Annotated in this window: 15 protein-coding genes; 9 read left to right on the top strand and 6 right to left on the bottom strand. The window is 60.6% G+C overall.

The genetic code is table 11. The annotated features are described in order from the left end of the window. Positions 1–23: 23 nt before the first annotated feature. The gene (locus ACZ9BX_RS08920) at positions 24–896 is read right to left on the bottom strand and encodes a 23S rRNA (adenine(2030)-N(6))-methyltransferase RlmJ (protein WP_476217227.1); all 873 of its coding nucleotides are present in this window, start codon (positions 894–896) and stop codon (positions 24–26) included. 83 nt (positions 897–979) lie between these two features. On the opposite strand from ACZ9BX_RS08920, the gene ACZ9BX_RS08915 reads away from it, so the two are divergent. The 4 genes from ACZ9BX_RS08915 to ACZ9BX_RS08900 all read left to right on the top strand — a co-directional run bounded on the left by ACZ9BX_RS08915 (position 980) and on the right by ACZ9BX_RS08900 (position 5345). Next, positions 980–3118, top strand: coding sequence for a molybdopterin-containing oxidoreductase family protein (locus tag ACZ9BX_RS08915; RefSeq protein WP_476217225.1), 2139 nt, complete (start codon positions 980–982; stop codon positions 3116–3118). After that, a complete protein-coding gene (locus ACZ9BX_RS08910) occupies positions 3115–3708 on the top strand; it encodes an NUDIX domain-containing protein (protein ID WP_476217223.1) in 594 nt (197 codons plus the stop codon). The genes ACZ9BX_RS08915 and ACZ9BX_RS08910 overlap by 4 nt, the downstream gene beginning before the upstream one ends. A 127-nt stretch (positions 3709–3835) precedes the next feature. Then, the gene (locus ACZ9BX_RS08905) at positions 3836–4003 is read left to right on the top strand and encodes a hypothetical protein (protein ID WP_476217222.1); all 168 of its coding nucleotides are present in this window, start codon (positions 3836–3838) and stop codon (positions 4001–4003) included. Between the two features lie 178 nt (positions 4004–4181). After that, a complete protein-coding gene (locus ACZ9BX_RS08900; RefSeq protein ID WP_476217220.1) occupies positions 4182–5345 on the top strand; it encodes an alpha-D-ribose 1-methylphosphonate 5-triphosphate diphosphatase in 1164 nt (387 codons plus the stop codon). A gap of 5 nt (positions 5346–5350) precedes the next feature. Here the strand turns inward: ACZ9BX_RS08900 and purN are convergent, their stop codons facing one another. Both purN and purM read right to left on the bottom strand, forming a co-directional pair. Next, positions 5351–6013, bottom strand: a complete 663-nt coding sequence (gene purN / locus ACZ9BX_RS08895; protein WP_476217218.1) for a phosphoribosylglycinamide formyltransferase — start codon at positions 6011–6013, stop codon at positions 5351–5353. Beyond that, positions 6010–7083, bottom strand: coding sequence for a phosphoribosylformylglycinamidine cyclo-ligase (gene purM, locus ACZ9BX_RS08890; protein WP_476217216.1), 1074 nt, complete (start codon positions 7081–7083; stop codon positions 6010–6012). Before purM ends, purN begins: the two co-directional genes overlap by 4 nt. A gap of 240 nt (positions 7084–7323) precedes the next feature. On the opposite strand from purM, the gene ACZ9BX_RS08885 reads away from it, so the two are divergent. The 5 genes from ACZ9BX_RS08885 to ACZ9BX_RS08865 all read left to right on the top strand — a co-directional run bounded on the left by ACZ9BX_RS08885 (position 7324) and on the right by ACZ9BX_RS08865 (position 14005). Beyond that, complete coding sequence (locus ACZ9BX_RS08885; RefSeq protein WP_476217214.1) at positions 7324–8445, top strand: AI-2E family transporter; 1122 nt, start codon at positions 7324–7326, stop codon at positions 8443–8445. Beyond that, positions 8442–9140, top strand: coding sequence for a DnaA regulatory inactivator HdaA (hdaA, locus tag ACZ9BX_RS08880; protein WP_027508620.1), 699 nt, complete (start codon positions 8442–8444; stop codon positions 9138–9140). Before ACZ9BX_RS08885 ends, hdaA begins: the two co-directional genes overlap by 4 nt. A 66-nt stretch (positions 9141–9206) precedes the next feature. After that, a complete protein-coding gene (locus ACZ9BX_RS08875; RefSeq protein ID WP_476219935.1) occupies positions 9207–11411 on the top strand; it encodes an RNA degradosome polyphosphate kinase in 2205 nt (734 codons plus the stop codon). A gap of 12 nt (positions 11412–11423) precedes the next feature. Beyond that, on the top strand, positions 11424–12947 hold the full coding sequence (ppx, locus tag ACZ9BX_RS08870) for an exopolyphosphatase (protein ID WP_476217213.1): 1524 nt from the start codon (positions 11424–11426) through the stop codon (positions 12945–12947). A gap of 179 nt (positions 12948–13126) precedes the next feature. After that, positions 13127–14005 carry an aldo/keto reductase family oxidoreductase gene (locus ACZ9BX_RS08865; RefSeq protein WP_476217211.1) on the top strand — a complete coding sequence of 293 codons (879 nt, stop codon included), beginning with the start codon at positions 13127–13129 and terminating at the stop codon, positions 14003–14005. A 108-nt stretch (positions 14006–14113) separates the two neighbouring features. Here the strand turns inward: ACZ9BX_RS08865 and ACZ9BX_RS08860 are convergent, their stop codons facing one another. From ACZ9BX_RS08860 to rnd, 3 genes are all read right to left on the bottom strand, one after another. After that, positions 14114–15472 (bottom strand): esterase-like activity of phytase family protein, encoded by a 1359-nt coding sequence (locus ACZ9BX_RS08860; RefSeq protein ID WP_476217209.1) that lies wholly within the window; start codon positions 15470–15472, stop codon positions 14114–14116. A 54-nt stretch (positions 15473–15526) separates the two neighbouring features. Continuing rightward, positions 15527–16591 carry an adenylate/guanylate cyclase domain-containing protein gene (locus ACZ9BX_RS08855; protein WP_132568392.1) on the bottom strand — a complete coding sequence of 355 codons (1065 nt, stop codon included), beginning with the start codon at positions 16589–16591 and terminating at the stop codon, positions 15527–15529. Between the two features lie 92 nt (positions 16592–16683). Beyond that, positions 16684–17829 (bottom strand): ribonuclease D, encoded by a 1146-nt coding sequence (rnd, locus tag ACZ9BX_RS08850; protein ID WP_476217207.1) that lies wholly within the window; start codon positions 17827–17829, stop codon positions 16684–16686. Between the last annotated feature and the right edge of the window lie 234 nt (positions 17830–18063).

The following is an 18063-nucleotide window of genomic DNA, read 5'->3' as shown; positions in this document are numbered from 1 at the left end:
TATTTCGCAAGTGCAGCAGGCGGTCAATCTGCCTTTCCGGCCTTCGCCTCGCCGCGCAGCCAGAAGGTGCGTTGTGAGGCGAACCGGTCTTGGGCAAGCTGATCCTTGAGCGCCGGCAGCAGCGTGTGCAGTTCGTCCTTCAGCGTGAAAGGCGGATTGACGATGACGAGGCCGGAGCCCGTCAGCCCGGTGACGCCGCCGCGGTCGCTGCGCACGCTGAGTTCGGCGCACAGCATTTTCGGAATTTGGGTTTCCTGCAGCGTCTCGTGGAACTCCTTGATGGGTGCCCCCTTCTTCAGCGGATACCAGAGGCAATAGGTGCCGCCCGGAAAACGCCGGTAGGCTTTCACCAGGCCATCGACCAGGCGCTCATATTCGCCGTCTTCCTCGAAGGGCGGATCGACGAGCACGATGCCGCGCTTTTCCTTCGGCGGCAGATGCGCGCCGAGCGCCAGCCAGCCGTCGAGTTCTGTGATACGGGCATGGTGATCGCCTTCGAACAGCCGGTGAAGGCGGGCATAATCTTCCGGATGCAGTTCCATCGCCGAAAGCCGGTCCTGCGGTCGGAAGAGCATGCGCGAAAGCTTCGGCGAACCGGGATAGAAGCGCATGCCGCCCTCCGGGTTGAGTTCCCGGATCGCGGAAAGATAGGGCGCGAGCAGGTCAGCCACCTGCGGCGCAAGCTCAGCTTCCATGATCTTTCCGATGCCGTCCTGCCACTCGCCGGTCTTTTGCGCCTCTTCCGAAGAAAGGTCGTAGAGTCCGACGCCTGCATGCGTGTCAAGCACGCGGAAACCCGCATCCTTCTTCTGCATGTAACGGATCAGCCGCGCCAGAACGGCGTGTTTCAGCACATCGGCAAAATTGCCCGCGTGATAGATATGGCGGTAGTTCATTTTCGCTGATGCCTGCTATGAATTTGTGTCATCGCCGTCATTTCCGGCTTTTGGCGGATGAAGGCTTGGAATATAGAAAAGCCATGAACATTGCGACCCCCATTCACGCCAAATCCGCCGATCCCGGCAAGAAGGTCGGGCACACCGCCTGTCCGCACGACTGTCCCTCCACCTGCGCGCTGGAGGTGGAGATCGCGGAGGACGGCCGCATCGGCCGCGTGCGCGGCGCCAACGATCACAGCTATACGTCCGGCGTCATCTGCGCCAAGGTCGCGCGATATGCCGAGCGACTCTATCATCCGGACCGGCTGATGCACCCTTTGCGCCGCACCGGCGCGAAAGGCGAGGGGCGCTGGCAGCAGATTTCCTGGGGCGAGGCTCTGGACGAGATCGCCGAAGCCTTCGTGAAGGCCGAAGCGAAGAACGGCAGCGAGGCGGTCTGGCCCTATTACTATGCCGGCACCATGGGCTGGGTGCAGCGGGACAGCATCGAACGCCTGCGCCATGCCAAACGCTATTCCGGCTTCTTCTCGTCGATCTGTACCAACCCGGCCTGGACCGGCTTCACTATGGCAACGGGCACGCTCCGGGGTCCTGATCCGCGCGAGATGGGCCGTACCGATTGCGTCGTCATCTGGGGAACGAACGCGGTTTCGACGCAGGTCAACGTCATGACGCATGCGATCAAGTCCCGCAAGGAGCGCGGCGCCAAGATCGTCGTCATCGACATCTACGACAATCCGACGATGAAGCAGGCGGACATGGCGCTCATCGTCAGGCCCGGCACCGATGCGGCGCTCGCGTGCGCCGTCATGCACATCGCCTTCCGCGACGGCCATGCCGACTGCGCCTATATGGCGAAATATGCGGATGACCCGGCCGGCCTCGAAGCGCACCTCCAGACGAAGACGCCGGAATGGGCAGCCGCGATCACCGGGCTCCCGGTTGAAGAGATCGAGGCCTTCGCGAAGCTCGTCGGCACGACGAAGAAGACCTATTTCCGCCTCGGCTACGGCTTTACCCGGCAGCGCAACGGCGCAGTCGCCATGCACGCAGCAGCCTCGATCGCCACCGTGCTTGGCTCTTGGCAATATGAAGGCGGCGGCGCCTTCCATTCAAACAGCGATATCTTCCGCATGAACAATGCGGAGCTCACCGGCAAACCGATGAAGGATCCGGATGTCCGCATGCTCGACCAGTCGCAGATCGGCCGCGTGCTGACCGGAGATCCAGTGGCTCTCCGCCATCGCGGACCGGTCACCGCCATGCTGATCCAGAACACCAATCCGGTAAACATCGCGCCCGAGCAGCGGTTGGTGAAACGCGGCTTCGCTCGCGACGACCTCTTCGTTGCCGTGCACGAGCAGTTCATGACCGACACGGCCGAGATGGCCGATATCGTCATCCCGGCGACGATGTTCGTCGAGCATGACGATATCTATCGCGCCGGCGGCCAGAACCACATCCTGCTCGGCCCGAAACTCGTCGAGCCGCCGCCGACGGTGCGCACCAACCTTTTCGTCATCGAGGAGCTGGCAAAGCGCCTCGGCGTCGCAGATCGACCAGGCTTCGGCTTTACCGCGCGGGAAATGGTCGATCGCATTCTCGAATCAAGCGGCCTTCCGGGCTACGATTACTTCCTCGAACACAAATGGTTCGACCGCCAGCCCGTCTTCGAGGATGCGCATTTTCTCAACGGTTTCGCGCATCCGGACGGCAAGTTCCGCTTCCGGCCGGATTGGGCAAACCAGCCGGCGCCGAACCGCCCACCGGATTCCGTCGGTCTGCTCGGGCCGCATCCCGAGCTGCCGACCTTTCCCGATCAGGTCGATGTCATCGAAGTGGCCGATGCCGAGCATCCCTTCCGCCTGGCGACCTCGCCGGCGCGCAATTTCCTGAATTCCAGCTTTTCGGAAACGAAAACCTCGCGGCAAAAGGAGGGGCGTCCCGAGCTGATGATCAATCCGCAGGACGCCGAGGCGAACGGCATCGCCCACGGTGATCTCGTCCAGGTCGGAAACCGGCGCGGCGAGGTGCGCCTGCACGCCCGCGTGACGACCGAGGTCAAGCCGGGGGTGGTGATCGCCGAGGGCCTGTGGCCGAACAAGGCGCATGTCGACGGGGAGGGCATCAATGTGCTCACCGGCGCGGACCCTGTAGCGCCCTATGGCGGGGCTGCAATCCACGACAACAAGGTCTGGCTGCACAAGGATGCCGCATGACGAAGTTCGCGAAGGCAAAGGCCGAAGTCGTCGGCGAAACGACGCTTGCCGAAGGCTGGACGCGGCTGAGCGTTTACAAGCTCGACTATACGGATTCGAACGGCGTCACCCATCGCCTTCATCGCGAAGTCTATCACCGCACGCCGGCCGCCACGATCCTGCTTTATGATCCGAAGCGCGGCTTCGTCGTCCTCGTCAAACAGTTCCGCCTGCCGCCCGATCTGCAGGGCGAACCCGCCTTCATAATCGAAACGCCGGCAGGGCTTCTCGACGGCGAAGAGCCGGAAGCGGCGATCCGTCGCGAAGCGACAGAGGAAACCGGATTCCGCATCCGTGACGTCCGTTTTCTCTTCAAGGCCTACAGTTCACCCGGCTCCAACAGCGAAGTCGTGCATTTCTTCGCCGCACTGATCGATACGACGGACCGCGTCTCGAACGGCGGCGGATTGGAAGAGGAGCATGAGGATATCGAAGTGCTTGAGGTTCCGCTCGACACGGCGATCGCCATGATCGAAACTGGCGAAATCCGCGACATGAAAACGATCATCCTGCTGCATTGGGCGGCGATGAATAGGGATAGCTTGATCTAAGCCGTAACCAGCGCGATCAGCTTCGCATCGAGATCGCAATTGATGTCCCTTCGGACATCGCGAGCGCAAGATATGCGGCATGGTATGCCGACAACTCGTTGGCGCGAGAAGGCCGGATGATCGTAACGTGATCGCTATCGGCTATGATTCGGATCGGCAGGCTATCGAGCCGCATGAGACAAGTGAGTACGTCTTCGCCGACGATGCGCTTGCGGCGCTCCGCGGAAATCAGAATGTTGCGAATCTCATGCCAGATGAGGTCTGGAGTTTTTTGCTTCTGCAACTTTCACTTTGATGGTCATAGGCGAGTTCCTTGCCTGATGATAAGCTCGGCTCTGATCAAAGGTTGCTCAACCGCTTGGTCAAGCAAGCACGAAAATCCCAAGAAAGCGCACTTCCCCTTCATGCAGCTGTCACGAAGCAGGCCTATCCGCTGCTGTTTGCCGATCATCGTTGCCGTCAGGAGAAAAGTCATGTGGCTCAGCAATTTCACGCTCGTTCTCCCCGAAGAGGTGGTGGGCCAAGGCTCGATCAGGGTCGAGGACGGCGTGATCGCCGAGATAAGGCCTGAGCCGGTCGCCAATGCTGCGATCGACGGCGGCGGGCGGCTGCTGATGCCGGGGTTCGTCGATCTGCATGGCGACATGATCGAGCGCGAGATCGCACCACGGCCGAACGCTACGATGCCGATCGATTTCGGCATCCACGAGCTTGACAAAAAGCTCGCCGCCGCAGGCGTGACGACGGCTTTTGCGGCGATTTCCTTCGCGACCGAGAGCGTTTACGGCCATGTCCGCTCCCTAGAGACCACCGGCGCTGTCATCGAGGGAATCAACCGGCTCAAGCACAATCTGCTGGTCGACCATCGCGTCCATGCCCGCTACGAGATCACCAATGTGGGTGCCGCTCCTGAGCTCCAAAAGCTGCTTGAAGCCGGTCATATCGACATGGTCTCGCTAACCGACCATACGCCGGGGCAGGGACAGTACAACAATATCCAGAGCTACGTATTGAGCATCGCCGAGCGCCGGGCGATTTCGGAGGAAATGGCGGCGGAAATGGTTGCCAAACGCATTGCCATGCGAAGCAATCCCGAGATCGAGGCAAAGCTGAAGGAGATTGTCGCCCTCTCACTGAAGCGGAAGCTATCGCTTGCCTCCCACGATGACGACAGTGCCGAAAAGGTGGCCGAGATGCATGATCTCGGCGTGACGATCAGCGAGTTTCCAGTCACGCTGCCCGCTGCCGAGGAGGCGCGTCGCCGCGGGCTCTGGACGCTCATGGGCGCGCCGAATGCGCTTCGCGGCCAGTCCATGTCCGGCAATCTCAGCGCCCTTGATGCCGCCAAGGCCGGGCTATTGACAGTGCTTGCCGCCGATTATCACCCGGCGGCTTTCGTACCGGGCATCTTCAAGATCGCCGAGCAAAGCGCAATGCCGGTCGCAGTCGCCATGGCGACCAAGAACGCTGCTCGTTCCGCGGGTCTGACAGACCGCGGCGAGATTGCCGTCGGCCAGCGTGCCGATCTGGTTGTCGTTGAGCCGGGCGACGTGCACCGCATCCGCGCCACGTTCCGCGGCGGACGTTTCGTCTACAGCGACGGCACCTTGCATCAGCTTCGGGCGCTCGCTGCCTGAGGCAGTCAGGCGATCAGGGAGATGATGTGATTGGAGTTCGGCTGAGCGGACACACCCGTGCTAACCGCCTTGCCGCCTTCCATCTTCACCGTGCCTTCGGCAAAGAGCCGCAGCGCCTGCGGATAGAGCTGATGCTCGACCGTGAGGACGCGCGCGGCGAGCGTATCGGCTGTATCGCCGGAAAGGATGGGCACTGCGGCCTGTCCGATCGCCGGACCTTCGTCCATGCCTTCGGTGACGAAATGCACGGTGCAGCCTGTGATCCGCATGCCGGCGTCGATGGCGCGTTGATGCGTGCGCAGCCCCGGAAAAAGCGGCAGAAGAGAAGGGTGGATATTGATCATTCGGCCTTCGTAACGCTGGATGAATGTCGCGCTCAAAAGCCGCATGTAGCCCGCAAGGCAGAGGATATCCGGCGAAAGCCGGTCGAGCGCTTCGAAGATCGCCGCCTCGTGGGCCTCTTTGCTGGTATAGTCCTTGCGGACGAAAGCAAACGTGGAAATGCCTTCCGCAGCGGCCTTCTCAAGGCCACCAGCATCCGCCTTGTCGGAAATCACGCCGACAATCTCAGCGGGAAAGTCCGGAGCTTTCGCTGCCGCAACGAGCGCCATCATGTTGGAACCGCCGCCGGAAATGAAGACGACGACGCGTTTGCGCGGCATGGTCATAGAGCGAGCGTGCCCTTGTAAACCGTCCCCGGAGCACCTTCTGCGCGGGCGATCATGCGGCCGAGCGTGATGATCTTTTCGTCTTCCGATTCCAGGGCGGCGGTCACTGCAGCGGCATTTTCAGCCGAGACAACGGCGATCATGCCGATGCCACAATTGAAGGTCCGGAGCATTTCCGTCGCCTCGACGCCCCCCGTTTTGGCAAGCCAGGAGAACACCGGCGGAACCTTGACGGCGGCAAGATCGATCTCGGCGGCGAGATGCTTCGGCAGCACGCGCGGAATGTTCTCGGGGAATCCGCCGCCGGTGATGTGCGCCAGCGCCTTGATGGCGCCGGTTTCGCGGATCGCCTTCAGAAGCGGCTTCACATAGATACGGGTCGGCGTCAGCATCGCCTCGCCGAGCGCCTTGCCTTCGGCGAAAGGTGCGGGCGCATCCCAGGCGAGACCCGAAAGCTCGACGATCTTGCGTACCAGCGAAAAGCCGTTCGAGTGGACGCCGGAGGAAGCAAGGCCGAGGATGACGTCGCCTTCGGCGATATCACCAGAAGGAAGAAGCTGGCCGCGTTCGGCAGCACCCACCGCAAAGCCCGCGAGATCGTAATCGCCGGAAGAATACATGCCGGGCATTTCCGCTGTCTCGCCGCCGATCAGCGCGCAGCCCGCCTCACGGCAGCCGGCCGCAATGCCGCCGACGATCGCCGCACCCTGGTCCGGGTCGAGCTTGCCAGTCGCGAAATAATCGAGGAAGAAAAGCGGTTCAGCGCCTTGGACGACGAGGTCGTTGACGCACATGGCGACAAGGTCGATGCCGACCGTTTCGTGGTAGTCCGCGTCGATCGCGATCTTCAGCTTGGTGCCGACGCCATCATTGGCGGCAACGAGAACCGGATCGGTAAAGCCGGCAGCCTTCAGGTCGAACAGGCCGCCGAAGCCGCCGATTTCGCCGTCGGCGCCGGGCCGCCGCGTCGAGCGTACGGCAGGCTTGATCTTTTCAACCAGAAGATTGCCGGCATCGATATCGACGCCTGCGTCGCTATAGGTCAGGCCGTTTTTTCCAGACTGGCTCATGCTGATCTCCGATGCAGGTTCGGGGGCGGTAAATAAACCGCTGTCACATGCGGGTCGCAATTGCATGAGAGTGCGCTTTATGCAAGGCGGCGCACGGAGAAAAGCCCCAATTTCCCGCTCTTTCCATACAGGAGAGTTGGATTTTCCGCCGCAGACTTGACCATATTCCGGCCTGCATCCTATGTGCTTCGAGTAGCGGCGCGAAACGATTGCGTCACGGGCGGACGAACGGGGAAAGCGATGCCACATCAGGTCAGCGGCGCAAGTCTCAAACGGCAGGTCTTCTTCTGGCTGGGCGTGCTCGTCTTCTTCATTGTCTTTCTCTACATCTTCAGCTCGATCCTGCTGCCCTTCGTCGCCGGCATGGCGATCGCTTATTTCCTCGATCCCGTGGCCGACCGTCTACAGCGTCTGGGGCTCAGCCGCCTGATGGCGACGATCGTCATCCTCATCGCCTTCGTCATCGTCTTCGCGCTGGCGCTGATGATCCTCATTCCGGTCCTGATCAATCAGTTCAACGATTTCGCCCAGCGGCTGCCCGGCTATATCGGCCAATTGCAGGCCTTCATCACCAACTTACAGGACTCGCTGCTGCCCGGCTGGATCAGGAGCCAGCTCGGTACGATCAAGGACAATTTCTCCGGCATATTGTCGGAAGGCATGGGTTTCCTGACCGGTCTCTTCGCCCAGATCTGGAATTCCGGCAAGGCGATCGTCGACCTCATCTCGCTGCTGGTCGTGACGCCGGTCGTTGCCTTCTACATCCTGCTCGATTGGGACCGCATGGTTTCCAAGGTTGATCAGTGGATCCCGCGCGACTATGTGAGCGACGTTCGCCAGATAGCCGGCGAGATCGATCAGGCGATCGCCGGCTTCATTCGCGGGCAGGGCTCCCTCTGCCTGATCCTCGGAATCTTCTACGCCGTCGGCCTGTCGCTCGTCGGCTTGAACTTCGGCCTGCTCATCGGCCTCTTCGCCGGCATGATCAGCTTCATCCCCTATGTCGGCTCGCTCGTCGGGCTAGTCCTTGCGGTCGGCGTTGCGCTCGTTCAGTTCTGGCCGGATTATCTCTGGGTCGGCGCGGTCCTCGTTGTCTTTTTTAGCGGCCAGTTCCTGGAAGGCAATATCCTGCAGCCGAAACTCGTCGGCCATAGCGTCGGACTTCACCCGGTCTGGTTGATGTTCGCGCTCTTTGCATTCGGCGCGCTCTTCGGCTTCGTCGGCCTGCTCGTTGCCGTTCCGGCCGCCGCCGTCGTCGGTGTCCTTGTCCGGTTTGCGCTCTCGCGCTACCTTCAAAGCGATCTTTACGCGGGCCGTTCGCAACTTGCCGACACCCGGAAGACAAAAGCCGATTCCAAATGAACGACGTGAAGCGCAAGGCGGGGGAACAGCTCCCGCTGGTCTTTTCCCATGATGCGGCAAACGGCCGTGACGATCTGCTGGTCTCCGACCGGCTGAGCGCCGCCGTGACCATCATCGACGCCTGGCCGCAATGGCCGTCGCCAGTCGTCATTCTGGCCGGCCCTGTCGGTTCCGGAAAGTCGCATCTCGCAAGCATCTGGAAAGAGCATACCGGTGCCGTCGGCATCCATCCGAAGAGGGGATCGGATGCTGCCGTCGCCGCGGCAAACGGCCCAGTGCTTTTCGAGGATGTCGATCGTCACGGCTTCGACGACACCGAGCTCTTTCACGTCATCAACAGCGTGCGCGAAAACGGCAACAGCCTGTTGATGACGAGCCGCCTCTGGCCGATGTCGTGGCCGGTGGAGCTTCCCGATCTGCGCTCGAGGCTCAAGGCGGCGACCGTTGTCGAAATCGGCGAGCCCGACGAGGAACTCCTGTCGCAGGTCATCGTCAAGCTCTTCTCCGACCGGCAGCTTAATATAGATGACAAACTCGTGCTTTATATCGTGAACCGGATGGAGCGGTCGCTCAACGCGGCCCAGACGATCGTCGAACGGCTCGACCGCCTGGCCCTTGCCCGGGGCACGAAGATCACCCGGTCTCTAGCCGCCGAAGTATTGAATGAATTGGGTAATTCGGCGCCCCTTGATTGACTGTCACAGTTCCGTCGTGAAACTGATATACTGCGCATGGGCGAGGAAAACGGGGTGATCGGGACCATGGACAATGCAGCGCTAGAGCATCAGGAAGTCATTCCGGCAACACCGGCCCCTGTCTCGCCGCTTGAGGATCTCCTTGCAAGTCCCGAACGCTTCATCAACCGCGAATTCTCCTGGCTGCAGTTCAACCGCCGCGTTCTCGAGGAAACGCTGAATACCGAGCACCCGCTGCTTGAGCGTGTACGTTTCCTGTCGATTTCCGCTGCCAACCTTGACGAGTTCTTCATGGTGCGCGTTGCAGGCCTCGAAGGCCAGGTGCGCCAGAACATCGTAATCCGCACGCCGGACGGCAAGACGCCCGCCGAACAGCTCGATGCCATCCTGCGGGAGATTGACAATCTGCAGATGGAGCAGCAGGCCTCGCTCGCCGTCCTGCAGCAATATCTTGCCAAGGAAGACATTCTTTTCGTGCGCCCCGGCGCCCTCAGCGACGCCGACCGGCAGTGGCTGGCGGCAGAGTTCGAGCAGGCGATCTTTCCGGTGTTGACGCCGCTGTCGATCGACCCGGCCCACCCGTTCCCCTTCATTCCGAACCTCGGCTTTTCGATCGGCCTCCAGCTCACCAGCAAGCATGGCCGCGAGCCGATGACGGCGCTGCTGCGCCTGCCGCCGGCGCTGGACCGCTTCGTGCGCCTGCCGGATGACGGCGCAACAATCCGCTACATCACGCTCGAGGATGTCGCGAACATCTTCATCCATCGGCTCTATCCAGGCTATGAGGTGCAGGGTTCCGGTACGTTCCGTCTTATCCGCGATAGCGATATCGAAGTGGAGGAAGAAGCAGAAGACCTCGTGCGCTTCTTTGAAACCGCGCTGAAGCGCCGCCGCCGCGGCAAGGTGATCCGCATCGAGACGGATTCCGAGATGCCTGCCTCGCTCCGCCAATTCGTCGTGCAGGCGCTGAACGTTCCGGATAATCGCGTGGCGGTTCTGCCGGGCCTGCTGGCGCTCAACACGCTCTCCGAGATCACCAAGGCGCCGCGCGACGATCTTCGATTTCAGCCCTACAATGCGCGATTTCCCGAACGCGTTCGCGAGCATGCCGGAGACTGCTTCGCCGCCATCCGCGAAAAGGACATGGTGGTCCACCATCCTTACGAATCGTTCGACGTGGTCGTCCAGTTTCTTCTCCAGGCTGCGCACGATCCTGACGTTCTGGCGATAAAGCAGACGCTTTACCGCACCTCAAATGACAGCCCCATTGTCCGCGCTCTCATCGATGCTGCCGAAGCGGGCAAGTCGGTGACCGCTCTGGTCGAGCTCAAGGCCCGCTTCGACGAAGAGGCGAACATCCGCTGGGCACGCGACCTCGAGCGCGCCGGCGTTCAGGTGGTTTTCGGCTTCATCGAGTTGAAGACGCACTCCAAAATGTCGCTCGTCGTTCGCCGCGAGGAAGGCAGGCTCCGCAGCTACTGCCATCTCGGCACTGGCAATTACCATCCGATCACCGCGAAGATTTACACCGACCTGTCGTTCTTCACCTGCAATCCGGTGATCGCTCATGACATGGCGAACATTTTCAACTTCATCACCGGCTATGGCGAACCGGAGCAGAGTATGAAGCTCGCCGTCTCGCCTTACACGTTGCGCTCGCGCATCCTCCGTCATATCGATGAGGAGATCAAACACGCCAAGAACGGCGCGCCGGCAGCGATCTGGATGAAGATGAACTCGCTCGTCGACCCGGAAATCATCGATGCGCTCTATACGGCAAGCCGGGCCGGCGTGGACATCGATCTTGTCATTCGCGGCATCTGCTGCCTGCGCCCGCAGGTGCCGGGTCTCTCCGACAATATTCGCGTCAAGTCGATTGTCGGGCGCTTCCTGGAGCACAGCCGCATCTTCTGCTTCGGCAATGGCCACGGGCTTCCTTCCGATAAGGCGCTCGTCTATATCGGCTCGGCCGACATGATGCCCAGAAACCTCGACCGCCGTGTCGAAACGCTTGTGCCGCTCACCAATCCGACTGTGCACGAGCAGGTTTTGTCCCAGATCATGCTGGGCAATATCATTGACAATCAGCAGAGCTACGAGATATTGCCCGACGGCACGTCTCGGCGCATGGAAGTGCGCAAAGGCGAAGAGCCGTTCAATGCGCAGCAGTATTTCATGACCAACCCCAGCCTCTCCGGCCGCGGTGAAGCCCTGAAATCCAGCGCGCCAAAGCTGATTGCCGGCCTGCTTTCCGGCCGGACCAAGAGATAAAACTGGACCTGCATGGTTGAATCAGAAGCCCAGGGGCGCCTGCCAGGGATTGCCCCGGTCTCCGTCGTCGATATCGGCTCGAATTCGATCCGAGTGGTCATCTACGAAGGCATGTCCCGATCGCCGGCAATCCTTTTCAACGAAAAGGTGCTCTGCGGCCTCGGCAAGGGCATTGCGCTGACCGGCAGGATGGATGAGGAAAGCGTCGCCCGCGCGCTGGCCGCCCTGCATCGCTTCAAGGCTTTGTCGGACCAGGCGCGCGCTGCGACCATGTATGTTCTGGCGACGGCTGCGGCGCGCGAAGCCTCCAACGGGCCTGATTTCATCCACAAGGCCGAGACGATCCTCCAGCGGAAGGTCCGCGTGCTTTCCGGCGAGGAGGAGGCGAAGTTTTCCGCGCTCGGCATCATCAGCGGCTTTTTCCATCCGGATGGCATTGCCGGCGACCTCGGTGGCGGGTCGCTGGAACTCATCGACATCAAGGAACGCGAGATTGGTAAGGGGATCACCCTGCCGCTCGGCGGCTTGCGCCTTTCGGAATATGCCGGGGGGTCTCTTGCGAGGGCCCGCACGTTCGCGCGCAAGCATGTTCGAAGCGCTACGAAAATCCTGGAAAAGGGCGCAGGGCGAACCTTTTACGCGGTTGGCGGCACTTGGCGTAATGTCGCCAAGCTGCACATGGAACTCACCCAGTATCCGCTTCACATGATGCAGGGCTACGAGGTCTCGCTCGAGGCGATGATGCAGTTTCTCGACCAGGTGGAAGTGGCCAGGGAGTCGAAGGATCCGGCGTTCCAGGCGGTCTCGAAGCATCGCCGCGCGCTGCTGCCCTTCGGTGCCGTTGCGATGCAGGAAGTGTTGAGCGCAATGAAGCCCGCCGTCATTTCCTTCTCCGCTCAGGGCGTCCGCGAAGGCTATCTCTATTCGCTGTTATCCGACGGCGAGCGCCGCGCCGATCCGCTGCTTTCGGCGGCCGGCGAGCTTGCGATCCTGCGCGCCCGTTCTCCCGAGCATGCGCGCGAGCTTGCGGAATGGACGGGTTATATGATGCCGTATTTTGGCATCACTGAAACGGAAGAGGAGGCGCGCTACCGCCAGGCGGCGTGCCTGCTCGCCGACATCAGCTGGCGTGCGCATCCGGACTATCGCGGCCTGCAGGCGCTGAACCTGATTGCCCATTCCTCCTTCGTCGGCATTAGCCACCCCGGCCGGGCCTTCATCGCGCTCGCCAATTACTACCGCTTCGAAGGCCTGCACGACGACGGCTCGACGGCACCGCTTGCCGCTATCGCAGGCCCACAATATGTCGAGCGCGCCAAGCTTCTCGGCGGCATGCTGCGTGTCGTCTATCTCTTCTCCGCCTCTATGCCGGGACTGGTGAAGAACCTGACGTTCCGCAAGTCCTCCAATCCGGACATCGACCTCGAATTTGTCGTGCCGTCGGAATATCATGACTTCGCCGGAGAACGCCTCGACGGCCGCCTGCAGCAGCTCTCGAAACTGACCAATAAGCGCCTAGCCTTCGTTTTCGAATAGAGGCGTTGCTGTATGGTGCGGGCGACGACGGCCGGGCATCGCAGCAGTCAGCATGCCGCCTTGCTCCTTGCCCGATGCTTCCATTGTCCGAAAATTCGAACAGCCCGTGCGGATTGTCTCCAGTTATCGCGAGAACCAGCCTGGTCTATCTCTAGTCTGTCTTGAAACGGAGGTAGATCATGTTCAATCTCGAAAAGTCGGGCACATTCACCCTTGGTGACCGCATCGTGAAGCGGCTCGGGTACGGTGCCATGCAACTTGCTGGAAAGGGCGTCTTCGGTCCGCCGAAAAATCGCGCGGAGGCAATAGCCGTATTGCGCGAAGCAGTCGAAAGTGGCGTCAACCATATCGACACGAGCGATTTCTACGGTCCGCATGTCACCAACCAGATCATCAAGGAGGCGTTGCACCCATACAAGAACGATCTTGCGATCGTCACCAAAATAGGGGCAGCGCGAGGCGCGGATGCGTCCTGGAATTCGGCCTTCTCAAAAGAAGCGCTGACGCAGGCGATCCATGATAACCTGAACAATCTCGGCCTCGATGTGATCGAGGTGGTCAATCTGCGTGCCATGTTCGATGCTCACGGTCCGGCGGAAGGATCCCTTGAGGAACCGCTGACCGTTCTCGCCGATCTTCAGCGACAAGGCCTTGTCAAGCACATTGGCCTGTCCAACGTGACCGCCAAACAAGTTGCCGACGGGCGAAAGATCACCAGCATCGTCGGTGTTCAGAACCAGTACAACCTTGTCCATCGCGAGGATGATCCGTTGATCGACCAGCTCGCGGCGGAGGGCACCGCTTACGTGCCCTTCTTCCCGCTCGGCGGCTTTTCGCCATTACAGTCATCCACGCTTTCAGATGTTGCGACGCGCCTTGGCGCAACGCCGATGCAGGTTGCTCTTGCTTGGCTATTGCAACGCGCGCCGAACATCCTGCTTATCCCTGGTACCTCATCACGCATCCACCTCAGGGAAAATCTGGCTGTCGCCGACCTCGTCTTGCCGGCCGATGCCATAAAAAAACTCGACGGCATAGTATCGGCTAAGGCTGCTTAATCTCATAGATCCCAGGGTGTCATCGGCGTATTGCGGGCGTCACTCGCATCATAAGCAAAAAAGCGCCCGGCTTTTACCGGGCGCGCCCATTGTCGTTCAGGATTCGATTTACTTCGCGTTCAGGAAACCACCCACTTCCAGTAGGCTGAACTCGTTGTCGTCTGCCTTGTCGACGGCGCGGCCGGCGGAGAAGGGGAGGTTGTTGTCGTTGCTGACGACGATATGCGTGGCATCGACGCGGTCGACGTTCTCGATCGTCACGAAGGGCATGTCGTAGAAGCCTTCGCCACCGCCCTGTTTCTTCTTGTTGTTCGGGTCCTCGATGCGCATCAGGTCGATGTAGCCGATTTTGCGCACGGCCTTGCCGGCATTAGCGTCGTTGAATTCGATCTTGTAGATGCGCTTGAATTCCGCCGGAGCTTGGAAGCAGTCCGGCTTCGGCTGCTTGGGATCGGAGCAGGCCTTGTCCTTCGTGCCAGCGCCGTTGTCGCGCTCGATGACGAGGGCCGTCGTGTCGTCCAGCATGTTGAAGTCGCCGATCGCGGCACCCTTGTCTTCGAATGGATAGAACCAGCTGCGGCCCGTCCAGTTCTTGGAGGCGACGTCGAACTCGACGATGCGGATGGCGGTGTGGCCGTCGACCGATTCCATCTTGCCGTCATCCTGGTAGAGCGCGCCTTCCAGAAGGCCGTAGAGCTTCGTCCCGTCCTTCGACATGGCAAGGCCTTCGAAGCCGCCGGAGCGCTTCAGATTGAAGGCCGGCATCTTTGCGGCCGGGTTTGCCGGGACCGAGAGCAGCGCATTGTCCGGTGACGTCACCGGCTTACCGTCGACCGTGGTGGCGATCACATCGGTCAACCGGCCTTCGCCATCGACCTTCAAAAGATAGGGACCGAATTCGTCGCCGAGCCAGAAGCCGTCGGCGACCGGCTGGATGGATTCGATGTCGAAATCCGCGCCGGTCAGATAGCGCTTCTCGGCACCTTCGAGGGTGATCGGGAAGGGTGCAATCTTGTTCGGATCGGAGAGGAAGACGTTCCTGACGACGTCGGCCTTGCCGTTCTCCCAATCGAATTTCATCTGGTGCAGGAAGAGCATGGCGTCGCTGGAGTTGCCCTTGGAACCGAAGCCGTTGTCGGAAAGCGTCCAGAATGTGCCGTCTTCCATCGTCTTGATGCCGGAGAAGCCCTGGATAGGCTGGCCGTCGAGCGGTAGCTTGATGTCGGTGACGCGTTGGCCGTCCTTGCCCGGAACGGTGCCGAGTGTCTCGGTGCGCTTGCGGTCCGCCGTTGTGAACTTGCCGGAGTGCTTGAGGAATTCTGGCGCGTCCGCAGGCGCCGGAACCAGCGTGTTGGCAGGCAGGATTGCCTGGCCGGCGAGCTTGGCCGGAAAAGCCTGCTCACCGGCGGAAGCGGAGGCGGCAATGAGGAAGAAAAGGGAGACGGAAGTGAAAAGCGAAGCCTTCATGGAAACCTCCAGAAAATGAAATGGCGGTTTCGCTTAGCAGTCCATTGATGGCGTCTAATTGAAGGTTGAATGAAGCTTTGGTGACGCTGCCGATGCGGGCAGGGCTTGCGCCAGCGCCATGACGCCCAGCCCCTGGCCCCGGCCCTTGAGCGCATGAACGCCGAGGTCCTGCGCACTGATCGTTTCAGGCAGCGTCAGGCGTTGGGCAAGCTCGCTCGAGATCAGCACCGGCCGGTTCAGCGACTTACAGAGGGATTCAAGCCTGGAGGTCGTATTCACCGTGTCGCCGAAATAGGTGATCTTGTGGTGATCAACGCCGATTTCCGCTGTGATGACGAAGCCGCCGTGAAGTGCTGCGCGCAGGCGGGGCACCTGTCCATATTGTTTCAGCCAACTTTCCGCATCGGCTTCGATATCGTTCAGGATGTCGAAGACGCAGCGAACACAGCGGCCGTCCTTCAGCCCGCGCGCGAGCGGCCAGGTAATGATGGCGGAATCGCCGACATAATCGTCGATCATCCCCCTGTTTCGCCGCACCGGTTCGGCAAAGGCGGCAAACAGCGAATTCAGCAATTGCTGTGCTCGAAGATCGCCATGTCTCTCGGCAAAAGGGGTCGAATCGACGAGGTCAATGAAGAGGAAGATGCGTTCCTCCTGGACGGGGTTGCGGTAGCGGCCGGAAAACATGCTGAGAAAAACGTCGCGCCCGAGCAGTTCGCGCACGCGCAGCACGAAGATGATGATGGCGCAGACGCCCAGCGCATACATGAAGACATTGAACGGCATTACCAGGATGTTCATGAGCGACTCGGGCTTGATCAGCCCGACCGCCGAAAGGAGCGAGGCGGCCAGCGCATAGCCGATGTTCATGAGAGTTTCGTAGATCAGCAAAGCTGAAATGATGAACGCCGCCGTCGGAAGTTTCTGGAGCCGCCGGTAGAGTGGGCGCAGGAAGGCTCTCCGCTCGAAGGCCAAAATCGGCATGCCGATGCAGATCGCGAAGACCGCGCTGATGATGAGCGGTTCCCCGGGATAGGCGACCATGCCGTAGGCGATGCCGCTCGCAGCCATCACGGCCGTTAAGAGAAGCCAGTTTTGCGCTGGAGAAATCTCTTTCATGATGTCCGACCTGTTTTGGCGCCCGTGCGCATTCTTCCACGCAAGGCGCCTCGGTCAAGCGATTTTGCCAATCGACGGAAGAGCGCCGGCCGTCAAAGCGAAACGGTATCGACTTTCTTGCCGGCGAAGCGAAGCGCAATCTCGCCCTTGATGAGCTGCAGCGCGGGCGTGCCGAACAGTTCGCGGCGCCAGCCGTTGAGTGCGGCGACCTCCGCCTTTTCGCCTTCCGCCGCGATCCTGTCGAGATCTTCGCTGTTGGCGATGACCTTCGGCGCAACGCCGTGTTTTTCCGAAATCAGCTTCAGCAGCACCTTGAGCAGTTCGACCGCGGCTGCAGCACCCTCCGGCGCCTGCGTCTGGCGCGGCACATGCGGCATGTCGGCCTTCGGCAGGGCAAGGGCAGTATTGACAGCTTCGAGAACCATGGTGCCGGCAGTCGAACGCTCCCAGCCCTTTGGAACCGTACGAAGGCGGCTCAGCGCTTCGGCGTCCTTCGGTTGCTGCTGGGCAATCTCATAGATCGCATCGTCCTTCAATACGCGCGAACGCGGCACATTGCGGGAGCGCGCTTCGCGCTCGCGCCAGGCCGCGACATATTTGAGGATCGCGAGTTCCTGCGGTTTGCGCAGTCGCATCTTCAAACGCTGCCAGGCATCGTCCGGATGCATGTCGTAGGTCTCGCGCGATTCGAGAATATCCATCTCCTCGGAAAGCCAGGACGAGCGGCCTTCGCGCTCCAGCTCAGCCTTGAGATAGAGATAGGCGTCGCGCAGATGCGTAACGTCCGCCAACGCATAATCGAGCTGCTTTTCGGAAAGCGGTCTCCGGCTCCAGTCGGTGAAGCGCGAGGATTTGTCAATCTGCACGCCCTTTGTCCGGCTGATGAGCTGGTCGTAAGATACGCTGTCGCCGAAGCTGCAGACCATGGCGGCGACCTGTGTGTCGAAGATCGGATGCGGGATCAGCCCGCCGCGATGGAAGATGATTTCGATGTCCTGGCGCGCCGCATGGAAAACCTTCAGCACATTCGGATTGGCCATCAGCTCGAAGAAGGGCGCAAGGTCAATGCCCTTGGCAAGCGGATCGATGATGACTTCCGTCGTCGGGCTTGCCATCTGTATCAGGCAGAGCTCCGGCCAGAATGTCGTCTCACGCAGAAATTCAGTGTCGATTGTAAGGAAGTCGGACTTGGCCAGCTCTTTGCAGGCGGCCGCCAATTCGGCGGTTGTTTCTATCATGTCAATTCATTCGCAAGGAAAAAGATCGGTTAACCTTCCTTCTCCTTTACGTTCGATATGTCAATACGTTGAAGGCGCCTGTGGCGGCATGGCTGGCGGGTTATTCGCCGGGATTGATACGATGCTTACTACAATTGCTGCGTTCGTTGGCGAGTATGGCAATCCAGCCTCCGGCAGCGACCATCGCAGGCAGAACAATGAACGAGAAGATTTCGATACCGCTCATAGCGGGAG

This window comes from Rhizobium sp. USDA 3886 (genome assembly GCF_056279785.1).
Note: the sequence above shows the minus strand (reverse complement) of the source record. Positions and strands in the feature narration are given on the sequence as shown.

Coding starts and splice junctions, on each gene's coding strand:
- ACZ9BX_RS08920 (WP_476217227.1), bottom strand. CDS start 896: ATGAACTACCGCCATATCTATCACGCGGGCAATTTTGCCGATGTGCTG.
- ACZ9BX_RS08915 (WP_476217225.1), top strand. CDS start 980: ATGAACATTGCGACCCCCATTCACGCCAAATCCGCCGATCCCGGCAAG.
- ACZ9BX_RS08910 (WP_476217223.1), top strand. CDS start 3,115: ATGACGAAGTTCGCGAAGGCAAAGGCCGAAGTCGTCGGCGAAACGACG.
- ACZ9BX_RS08900 (WP_476217220.1), top strand. CDS start 4,182: ATGTGGCTCAGCAATTTCACGCTCGTTCTCCCCGAAGAGGTGGTGGGC.
- purN (WP_476217218.1), bottom strand. CDS start 6,013: ATGACCATGCCGCGCAAACGCGTCGTCGTCTTCATTTCCGGCGGCGGT.
- purM (WP_476217216.1), bottom strand. CDS start 7,083: ATGAGCCAGTCTGGAAAAAACGGCCTGACCTATAGCGACGCAGGCGTC.
- ACZ9BX_RS08885 (WP_476217214.1), top strand. CDS start 7,324: ATGCCACATCAGGTCAGCGGCGCAAGTCTCAAACGGCAGGTCTTCTTC.
- hdaA (WP_027508620.1), top strand. CDS start 8,442: ATGAACGACGTGAAGCGCAAGGCGGGGGAACAGCTCCCGCTGGTCTTT.
- ACZ9BX_RS08875 (WP_476219935.1), top strand. CDS start 9,207: ATGGACAATGCAGCGCTAGAGCATCAGGAAGTCATTCCGGCAACACCG.
- ppx (WP_476217213.1), top strand. CDS start 11,424: ATGGTTGAATCAGAAGCCCAGGGGCGCCTGCCAGGGATTGCCCCGGTC.
- ACZ9BX_RS08865 (WP_476217211.1), top strand. CDS start 13,127: ATGTTCAATCTCGAAAAGTCGGGCACATTCACCCTTGGTGACCGCATC.
- ACZ9BX_RS08860 (WP_476217209.1), bottom strand. CDS start 15,472: ATGAAGGCTTCGCTTTTCACTTCCGTCTCCCTTTTCTTCCTCATTGCC.
- ACZ9BX_RS08855 (WP_132568392.1), bottom strand. CDS start 16,591: ATGAAAGAGATTTCTCCAGCGCAAAACTGGCTTCTCTTAACGGCCGTG.
- rnd (WP_476217207.1), bottom strand. CDS start 17,829: ATGATAGAAACAACCGCCGAATTGGCGGCCGCCTGCAAAGAGCTGGCC.